The following is a 6,553-nucleotide window of genomic DNA, read 5'->3' as shown; positions in this document are numbered from 1 at the left end:
GCGCACTTCGCTGATTAAGAGTTTCTTCCGCATGTCAGATACAAAGTATATTTTGGCAAGTTCAAAAATAGACTGCCAATACTTTCGGAACGATTAATATAACCATGAACGGCTGAATATGGCCTTGGGTGGTCTCACCCTGAAACAGAAGTTAGCCTTGGCGGCTAAGGCTCTACTTCTAGCTATTAGTCAAACTGCAGAGATTGCCTATGGACTACTATGAAAATAACGCCAAGGCCTTCGTTGAAGCGACCCTCTGGGTCGACATGCAGCTACTCTACCAACGTTTCTTGCCATTGCTGCCTGAACGGGCCCATATTCTGGATGCAGGGTGCGGCTCCGGCCGCGACGCCAAGTCCTTCATTGAACGCGGCTACCAAGTCACCGCCTTCGACGCCTCTGCCGAGATCGCTGCTCTAGCCGAAAAAGAGATCGAGCAACCCGTTCAGGTGCAGCGTCTGCAAGATATCCAATACCAACACCAGTTTGACGGTATCTGGGCCTGTGCTTCGCTGCTGCACGTTCCCGCCAAGGAGCTACCCGACGTCTTCCGCCGACTGGCGTGCGCGCTGAAGCCCAATGGCGTGATCTATTGCTCGTTCAAATATGGCCAAGGTGAATATGAAAAACAGGGCCGCCGATTCACCGATATGGATGAAGCAGGGTTACGGGCGTTGGTGGCAGAACTCGAAGTGCTGGCGATAAATGAGTTGTGGGTCACGGCTGATCGCAGGCCGGGGCGGGAGCATGAACTATGGCTGAATGGAATATTGGTTGGTTGTGTTTGATGTTTTGGCAAATGCATAAGCCGATCATCAAGAGAAATGAGTTTATGCAGTTGCCAATTGCCAATTGCCATGGCCGGGTAGATCTTTTATGCGATAATCGTGCGTCTGTTTTGCGCCAGGATCGAACATCCACATTGCTAGAAACTGTGGTACGTCCCCTATTATTCTTTGGCTGGATAGGCTGCTAGCCCAACGCCGTTACTATTGTGATTTATGGCAATCGAAGTCACAACCCAGACACTAAAAGGACAAGCACTTTGAGCCAAACTGACTTTTCATCCCTCAAGCTGCATCCCGCCCTGCTTAAGAATCTCTCTACCCTGGGTTATCTGGCCATGACGCCCATACAGGCGCAGAGCTTGCCGCATATTCTGGATGGCAAAGATGTCATCGCGCAGGGGAAAACAGGCTCAGGAAAAACCGCGGCGTTCGGTCTGGGTTTATTGGAAAAGCTTGATGTAAAGCGCTTTCGTGTGCAGTCACTGGTACTTTGCCCGACTCGGGAACTGGCCGACCAGGTGGCCAAAGAGGTTCGCAAACTGGCTAGAAGCATCCATAACATCAAGGTTCTAACCCTTTGTGGCGGCATGCCCTTTGGGCCTCAGATTGGCTCACTGGAACACGGTGCGCACATCATTGTAGGGACACCCGGGCGAGTGGAAGAGCACCTGCGAAAAGGTACGCTGAGGCTGGATAGTTTAAACATGCTTGTGTTGGATGAGGCGGATCGCATGCTCGACATGGGCTTCCAGCCAGCTCTGGATGCCATCATTAAGTACACTCCACAGCAGCGCCAAACCCTGTTGTTCAGCGCAACCTATCCCTCTCAAATAGAGTCTATTGCTCAACGCATCATGATCCACCCGGTAGTGGTGCAAGTTGCCGCTACCCATGACAGCACCAGTATTCAGCAGTACTTCTACAGGGTCGATGCCAATACACAGCGTATGACCATCCTGCAGCTGCTGCTACTGAAATATCGCCCTGAATCCGCCCTGGTATTTTGTAATACCAAGCGGGAGACCCAGGAAGTGGCTGACGAGTTACATGACCTTGGCTTTAGTGCGCTGGCATTGCATGGCGACCTGGAACAAAAAGCCCGTGATCAAACCCTAGTGCGCTTTGCCAACAAAAGCGCCTCGATACTGGTTGCCACCGATGTGGCCTCCCGCGGCCTGGACATCGACGCTTTGGACGCCGTCATCAACTATCATCTCTCCTGTGAGTTAGAGGTGCATGTTCACCGTATCGGTCGCACCGGACGCGCAGGCAGCAAAGGTATCGCCTGTACTTTGTATAACGACAAAGAGAGATACAAAGTTGAAGCACTAGAAGAGTACCTTGATCAGCGTATTGTTGCCTCGCCCTTGCCGCCTTCAGCTTGCTGGAGCAACCCACCTATAAGCCACCCATGGTGACCCTACAAATTGATGGTGGCAAAAAGCAGAAAGTGAGATCCGGCGATATTCTCGGCGCACTCACAGGAAAAAACGGCATTGCTGGTAAACAGGTCGGCAAAATTCATATTTTCGATAACTGGGCCTATGTGGCCGTCAGTAGAGATGCGGCTCAAATGGCATTAACAAAATTAGGCGAGGGAAAACTGAAGGGGCGTTCGTTTCGTGTGAGACGGATACGGGGGTAGGGGGGCAGGGCTTCCGGGGGCAGAGTCGATTGTGATTTCATTGGAGGGTGGCAGGCGACGGGAGAGAGGCGATGCCGTTGGTTTCACTCCGCACTTGGCCCGACTTCTACACCTGAAAACTAAACTTATTTCTCGCATGGCCCCCTAGCTATTCTTAACTTCTCCCCGACGACGACTATTCCCACGGCGAGTCCTGGAGCCTGGTTTAGCGCTTGTACGATTACGGTTACCCGCATACCTCTTATTCTTCGTACTGGGTTTATGGCCCTGGGTATTTTCTCCCGAACGCTGTCCATCTTTATGCTCTGCTTTTGGCTTTTTGGGTTTCTTAGGTTTTTTAGGCCGAATGGGACGAAGATCCAAATGAGATGCTGGTAGATCGTGAACAGGCTCAAAACCATCAATCAACTTGCGCGTTAATAATTGTTTAATAAGTCGTTCAATATCAGAGAGCTGCTTGAACTCATCGGCACTCACCAGAGAGATTGCCTGCCCCCTGGCGCCTGCTCGGCCGGTGCGACCAATGCGGTGTACATAATCTTCCGCCACATGGGGTAGATCAAAGTTGACCACCTGCGGCAGCTGGTCAATATCCAATCCTCGGGCGGCTATATCCGTTGCCACCAAAATTTGAACTGATCCCTCTTTAAAATCGGCCAAGGCTTTTGTCCTCGCCCCCTGACTCTTATTGCCATGAATCGCCGCAGCTTCAATACCCTTGCCTTTCAGATGACGGGTTAATCGATCGGCACCCTGTTTGGTTCGGGTAAAAACCAGCACCTGCCTCCATCTGTTACCGCGAATCAATTGAGTGAGTAGCGCGGGCTTCTGCTTTTTATCCACCGGGCAGATCCACTGCTTTACCGTTTTTGCCGTGGTATTGCGGGGATTGACTGAAATCTCAACCGGTTGTTTGACCAACCCCTTGGCCAGATGGCGAATCTCGTCAGAAAAAGTCGCAGAGAACATCAGGTTCTGGCGCTGCTTGGGCAACACGCTGAGGATCTTGCGAATGTCGTGGATAAAACCCATATCCAGCATTCGGTCGGCTTCGTCCAACACCAGCACTTCCAGCTGTTTGAACTTCACCGCGTTGCGGTTGTACAGATCCAGCAAACGCCCCGGCGTTGCGACCAGAACATCGACACCTCGGCGCAGTTTCATCATCTGAGGGTTTATCTTCACCCCGCCATACACCACCGCAGAACGCAGCGGCAGATGTTTGCCATAGGTGGCGACACTCTCCCCAACCTGGACTGCCAACTCACGGGTAGGCGTTAATATGAGGGAGCGCACCTGATTGGCCTGAGCGCGCCCACCTTTAGATAACCGTTCTAATATAGGGAGCGTAAAACCCGCAGTCTTGCCCGTGCCGGTCTGGGCTGCCGCCATAACATCCCTGCCTTTGATTACAGCAGGTATCGCCTGGGTCTGAATGGGCGAAGGAGTTTTGTAGCCCTGCTCGGCTACGGCTTCAAGAAGAGGGGCAGATAAGCCCAAGGAAGCAAAGCCCATAGGATCGTCTCATGCAGCTGCTTTTCATGGCCTGAACCGCCTCACCGGCGGGCGTGCAGATTACAGGAACTCATTGCCAAATTCTATATGACTCGGTCCCTGGAACATTCCTTTGCCAGCTCTTTGGGGATCATTACAACGGCAGGAGATCAACACTCATCGCCAGTCAGCTCCTCATCGAGCACTGGCATTACTATAGTGGCGAGACGACCCTGACTGACGCCAGTCTCGATCGTCTGCTCCATGGTGCCCATCGTCTGAATCTGCAAGTTGAGTCGATGTGAAAGGTTGCCGCTCAGTTGACTGATCGTGATCGGTCAGAGTAAAAAAGCCACGCCAGTGTGGAGTCGACGAGCGGGTCGGTCACGATTAGCGAAATACGCATTTGTAGGCCTTGGTGATTAGCCGCGCCCAAGTGCTGCGGGCGCCTGGCTGGATTCCGGTTACAAAAATGTACTCAATTTATCCCTACATTGTTAAACATCCATTTGGCAACGATTTCCCGCTCCTCATCGCTCATATTCGCACCGATATTCGGCATAAGGCCAAATTGGTCGATAACAGCATCCTTTGTTCTTGACCTAACTCTTGTTGGTTTTTTGATGTAATTACTTACAAATTCAACAAACTGTTGTTCATTATTGTATATTCGCCGAACCACCTTGGTAACGCCTGGAAATGGCGGCGCCTTAAGTGTCGTCTTATCCTTTATTTCCCAACCCATTTGCATAACATGGCAATGTGAGCAGATCTGCTTGTATATTGATTCACCATCGCTTGCGAGAGTGAACGGAGAAGTCATAATCAATAGAGCTGCTGTTAAGGTGTTTCTCATCATTCACTCCTAAAATTTGTATATGTACGACAATTTCAGTGTTCTTGGTTCTGCAATCGTATATGTGGTTAAGCCAGTAGTCGCAGAATATGAGGCATCTGTAGCATATCGTTTGTCAAAGAGATTATTTACATTAAACATGAGTTTATGGTTTAGCCATGGTTCCCACCCAAATACCGCATTTGTAACGCCACTGTATCCTTTATACGTTCTTGTGTTGTCGTCGTCCGTATAGAAAGAGCCTGATGTTACAATCTCGACTCTTGCGCTCAATTTTTTTACTGGATTCTTAAGTCCCGCATAGAGGGCATATCTATAATCAGGTATCGAACGCAGTGTATTTCCAGAGAAGTCGCCCGTTGATGTCAGATAAGTCACATATTTATAATCCATGTAACTATAGTTGGCGCCAACATAATAGAAGTCATCAAATGAATATTTGAGGCCTAGCTCAAGCCCCTTCTTGTCAACTTCACCCGCATTTTCATAGTACTTGAGAGCAATAGTGGGGTCTTTTACCTCAATAATCTCATCACTGATTATATTGCGATAAATCGACACGCCCGCCACCAGGTTATCGCTGCTATGTTTCAGTCCAAATTCATAATTCACTGACTTGGCGGGATCGATGTCTGTCGATTTATCATTCTTTATATTGACCAACAGTTGCCTATCATTAATACTTCTTTCGCCCTGGGCAATTGATATATAAGCATTAGTGGTGCTGTTCAACCCGTATATCAACGCTACCCTTGGAGTAACAAGCGTGTTTCGTTGTGAAACCTGCTGAATATCGCCTGGTAGTGGTGAATATTTCTCTGTTGTGCCGTTGTATTTCCAGTATTCTGTGGAATCTACATCAAAATTCACGCTATCTATGCGTAGGCTAGCCTCCAATTTAATTTTATTATTTATTTGCCAATCATCCTTGGCGTAAATCCCGAGCAGATAATTGCTACTATTAGATGCGGAGAGTACATCGCCAGGCGTAGTGCCATAAACAGATGTAATTACGCCTCCTGATCCTGTGGTGATATCAGTATAAATATACTGGTAATTATCACTCATCTCATCTTTCTTATACGATAAGCCAAATAGCAATCCATGCGAGCCTATCGCCTTATCGTACTCAACATCTATCCCTGCATTATAGTTATCATTATTGACATTGATTTTTCCGTCATTGTAATACGTAGAGTTTTTTGTGCTGAAAAAAGCGCTTACTTTGAATAGATCATTGTTAATATATTTTCTATATTTAAAATCAGCGGTCTTTGTCTGCGTGTCTCTGGAATTGAAGACCCATAGACCATCATTCTGGATGGTATTGCCATTCAGGTAATCCATAAATCCCGAATCAGTAATTGACTGTATTTTTTCTTTAAACGAATCATTGTATTTGAGGCTGGCTTCAATAGATGAGGTGTCACTTATAATCCGGCCAAATTTTAACGTATAGCGGTTGTCACGCTGCCGTGAATGCTCTTTATAATCATTGTCATCCTCCTTCCTTGAGTATGTAAAATTAATCAAACTATCTACATCAAAGTAGGTGTGTGCGTTTAATTTTAGATATTTATATCCATAACTTCCAACGGTGGCCTTGATGTTGTTATCCATTTTAAAAACGGATTTCGATTTCGCCTTTAAGACTCCGCCTGTGCCATTTACAGAGTATTAATCGTTCCGAAAGTATTGGCAGTGTATACTGCTTTCCATGGCTACGATAAAAGAACAGCGTGATCAGAAAAGGAAAGATGTAGTGGAGGC

General features: G+C 48.0%; 5 protein-coding genes and 1 pseudogene. 3 read left to right on the top strand and 3 right to left on the bottom strand.

Annotated elements, in window-relative coordinates:
* Nucleotides 1-209 precede the first annotated feature (209 nt).
* Together Ga0074115_RS15255 and dbpA are read left to right on the top strand one after the other, a co-directional pair.
* Nucleotides 210-788 carry a class I SAM-dependent methyltransferase gene (locus tag Ga0074115_RS15255; protein WP_057957198.1) on the top strand — a complete coding sequence of 193 codons (579 nt, stop codon included), beginning with the start codon at nt 210-212 and terminating at the stop codon, nt 786-788.
* 257 nt (nt 789-1,045) lie between these two features.
* Nucleotides 1,046-2,433: pseudogene (gene dbpA / locus Ga0074115_RS15250) on the top strand (ATP-dependent RNA helicase DbpA).
* 144 nt (nt 2,434-2,577) lie between these two features.
* Here the strand turns inward: dbpA and Ga0074115_RS15245 are convergent.
* Nucleotides 2,578-3,948 (bottom strand): DEAD/DEAH box helicase, encoded by a 1,371-nt coding sequence (locus tag Ga0074115_RS15245; protein ID WP_057957197.1) that lies wholly within the window; start codon nt 3,946-3,948, stop codon nt 2,578-2,580.
* Nucleotides 3,949-4,001: 53 nt separating this feature from the next.
* Between Ga0074115_RS15245 and Ga0074115_RS16005 the strand changes: the two genes are divergently transcribed.
* The gene (locus Ga0074115_RS16005; RefSeq protein ID WP_232433155.1) at nt 4,002-4,232 is read left to right on the top strand and encodes an ATP-binding protein; all 231 of its coding nucleotides are present in this window, start codon (nt 4,002-4,004) and stop codon (nt 4,230-4,232) included.
* Between the two features lie 173 nt (nt 4,233-4,405).
* Here the strand turns inward: Ga0074115_RS16005 and Ga0074115_RS15240 are convergent, their stop codons facing one another.
* Together Ga0074115_RS15240 and Ga0074115_RS15235 are read right to left on the bottom strand one after the other, a co-directional pair.
* The gene (locus tag Ga0074115_RS15240; RefSeq protein WP_157292813.1) at nt 4,406-4,783 is read right to left on the bottom strand and encodes a c-type cytochrome; all 378 of its coding nucleotides are present in this window, start codon (nt 4,781-4,783) and stop codon (nt 4,406-4,408) included.
* Between the two features lie 9 nt (nt 4,784-4,792).
* Nucleotides 4,793-6,403, bottom strand: coding sequence for a TonB-dependent receptor (locus Ga0074115_RS15235; protein WP_060528696.1), 1,611 nt, complete (start codon nt 6,401-6,403; stop codon nt 4,793-4,795).
* Nucleotides 6,404-6,553 lie beyond the last annotated feature (150 nt).

The organism is endosymbiont of Ridgeia piscesae, from assembly GCF_001443665.1.
In the GTDB taxonomy this organism is placed as follows: domain Bacteria; phylum Pseudomonadota; class Gammaproteobacteria; order Chromatiales; family Chromatiaceae; genus Endoriftia; species Endoriftia persephonae.
Note: the sequence above shows the minus strand (reverse complement) of the source record. Positions and strands in the feature narration are given on the sequence as shown.